Annotated in this window: 1 pseudogene; it reads right to left on the bottom strand. The window is 64.4% G+C overall.

Going from position 1 to position 2,781, the window contains the following annotated elements:
• A pseudogene (locus NQV17_RS37605) lies at positions 1-2,781 on the bottom strand (hemagglutinin); the annotation flags it as partial.

Below are 2,781 nucleotides of genomic sequence, written 5' to 3'. Positions count from 1 at the left end.
AGCCGAGGACAGGCCAGTCGACGTGGAGGTCGACAGCGAAGCAACCGAGCTGTCGGTCGAGCTGAGGCCGGTCGACAACGAGCTGATCCCCGTCGAAGTCGACGTGGACAGCGAGCCGATCGAGCTGTTTGCCGACGACAGGCCAGTCGACGTGGAGGTCGACAGTGAAGCGACCGAGCTATCGGTCGAGCTGAGGCCGGTCGACAGCGAGCTGATCCCCGTCGAAGTCGACGTGGACAGCGAGCCGATCGAGCTGTTAGCCGACGAGAGGCCCGTCGACGTGGAGGTCGACAGCGAAGCGACCGAGCTATCGGTCGAGCTGAGGCCAGTCGACAACGAGCTGATGCCGGTCGAGGTCGAAGTGGACAACGAGCCGATCGAGCTGTTAGCCGAGGACAGGCCAGTCGACGTGGAAGTCGACAGCGACGCAATCGAGCTGGTCGCCGAGGACAGGCCCGTCGACGTGGAAGTCGACAGCGAAGCGACCGAGCTATCGGTCGAGCTCAGGCCCGTCGACAACGAGCTGATACCCGTCGAGGTCGAAGTCGAGAGCGACGAAATCGAGCTGGTCGCCGACGACAGGCCGGTCGAGGTCGAGGTGGACAGCGAGCTGATCGAGCTGGTTGCCGACGAGAGGCCAGTCGACGTCGACGTCGACAGCGAAGCGACCGAGCTATCGGTCGAGCTGAGGCCCGTCGACAGCGAGCTGATGCCGGTCGAGGTCGAGGTGGACAACGAGCCGATCGAGCTGGTTGCCGACGACAGGCCCGTCGACGTGGAGGTCGACAGCGAAGCGACCGAGCTATCGGTCGAGCTCAGGCCGGTCGACAGCGAGCTGATACCCGTCGAAGTCGACGTGGACAGCGACGAAATCGAGCTGGTAGCCGACGAGAGGCCAGTCGACGTCGAAGTCGACAGCGAGGCAACCGAGCTATCGGTCGAGCTGAGGCCCGTCGACAGCGAGTTGATGCCCGTCGAGGTCGACGTGGACAAAGAGCTAATCGAGCTGTTTGCCGACGACAGGCCAGTCGACGTCGAGGTGGACAGCGAAGCGACCGAGCTATCGGTCGAGCTCAGGCCCGTCGACAACGAGCTGATGCCGGTCGAGGTCGAGGTAGACAACGAGCTGATCGAGCTGTTTGCCGACGACAGGCCAGTCGACGTCGAGGTCGACAGCGAGGCGACCGAGCTATCGGTCGAGCTCAAGCCGGTCGACAACGAGCTGATACCCGTCGAAGTCGAGGTGGACAGCGAGCTGATCGAGCTGGTTGCTGAGGACAAGCCGGTCGACGTCGAAGTCGAGAGCGAAGCCACCGAGCTATCGGTCGAGCTCAGGCCGGTCGACAGCGAGCTGATGCCGGTCGAGGTCGACGTGGACAGTGAGCTGATCGAGCTGTTAGCCGACGACAGGCCAGTCGACGTCGAGGTCGACAGCGAAGCGACCGAGCTATCGGTCGAGCTCAGGCCCGTGGACAGCGAGCTGATCGAGCTGGTTGCCGAGGACAGGCCCGTCGACGTCGAGGTCGACAGCGAGGCGACCGAGCTATCGGTCGAGCTCAGGCCCGTCGACAACGAGCTGATACCCGTCGAAGTCGATGTGGACAGCGAGCTGATCGAGCTGGTTGCCGAGGACAGGCCGGTCGACGTCGAGGTCGACAGCGAAGCGACCGAGCTGTCGGTCGAGCTCAAGCCTGTCGACAACGAGCTGATGCCGGTCGAGGTCGACGTGGACAGCGACGAAATCGAGCTGGTTGCCGAGGACAGGCCAGTCGAAGTCGAGGTCGACAGCGAAGCGACCGAACTATCGGTCGAGCTCAGCCCCGTCGACAACGAAGTGATGCCGGTCGACAGCGACGAGATTGCGCTGCTGGACGACGACACCGTCGTCGACAGCGAATCCACGATGGAATTGGTCGCGAAGAGTTGGGAGCCGTTGATCGCGTCCGTGCTGGTCGCCGTGATCTGACCTGCTGCGACGTTGGTGATCTGACGCGTGATGCCCTTGGCCGCGTCGCCGACGCTCACCACGCTGCTCGGATTGCCGCCCGCGAACGTGGCGGTCACGCCGCCGACGGTACCTGTTGGCGTCGCGTGGGGCGTGTCGGTGACGGAGCCGCTGCCGAGTGCGACGTCGCCGGTGTTGTTGGCGATGGCATTCGGGCCGATCGCGACCGAGTCGGTGCCGAGCGCCTGGCTGTCGGCTGCCGTCGAGTTCGCGTGGAAGTACTTGATGCCCTGGCTGTTGATGCTGTCGATCGCCGAGCCGACGCTGCTGGCGGTCGACGTCGTGCCATTCGCGTTGTACGTCGTGTACGCCGGAGCGGAAACCGTTCCGGTCGTCGGATCGTACTTCGCACCGCCGCCGAGGGCGGAGGCCGTGCTGTTGCCGAGATTGTCGGTCTTTGTCGCGACCGTGCTGAGGCCGGTGGACAGTGAGTTGATGCCGGTCGAGGTCGACGTGGAGAGCGACGAAATCGAGCTGTTTGCCGAGCTGAGTCCAGTCGACAGCGAGCCGATCGAGCTGTTAGCCGACGAGAGGCCGGTCGACGTGGAAGTCGAAAGCGAAGCGACCGAGCTGTTGGTCGAGCTGAGGCCGGTGGACAGCGAGTTGATACCGGTCGAGGTCGAGGTGGACAGCGAGCCGATCGAGCTGTTAGCCGACGAGAGGCCGGTCGACGTGGAAGTCGACAGCGAAGCGACCGAGCTGTTGGTCGAGCTGAGGCCGGTGGACAGCGAGTTGATGCCGGTCGAGGTCGAGGTGGACAGCGAGCCGATCGAGCT

This window comes from Burkholderia sp. SCN-KJ, from assembly GCF_024656005.1.
In the GTDB taxonomy this organism is placed as follows: Bacteria; Pseudomonadota; Gammaproteobacteria; order Burkholderiales; family Burkholderiaceae; genus Burkholderia.
The sequence above is the reverse complement of the archived record's forward strand: the minus strand, read 5'-3'. Positions and strand labels throughout refer to the sequence as shown.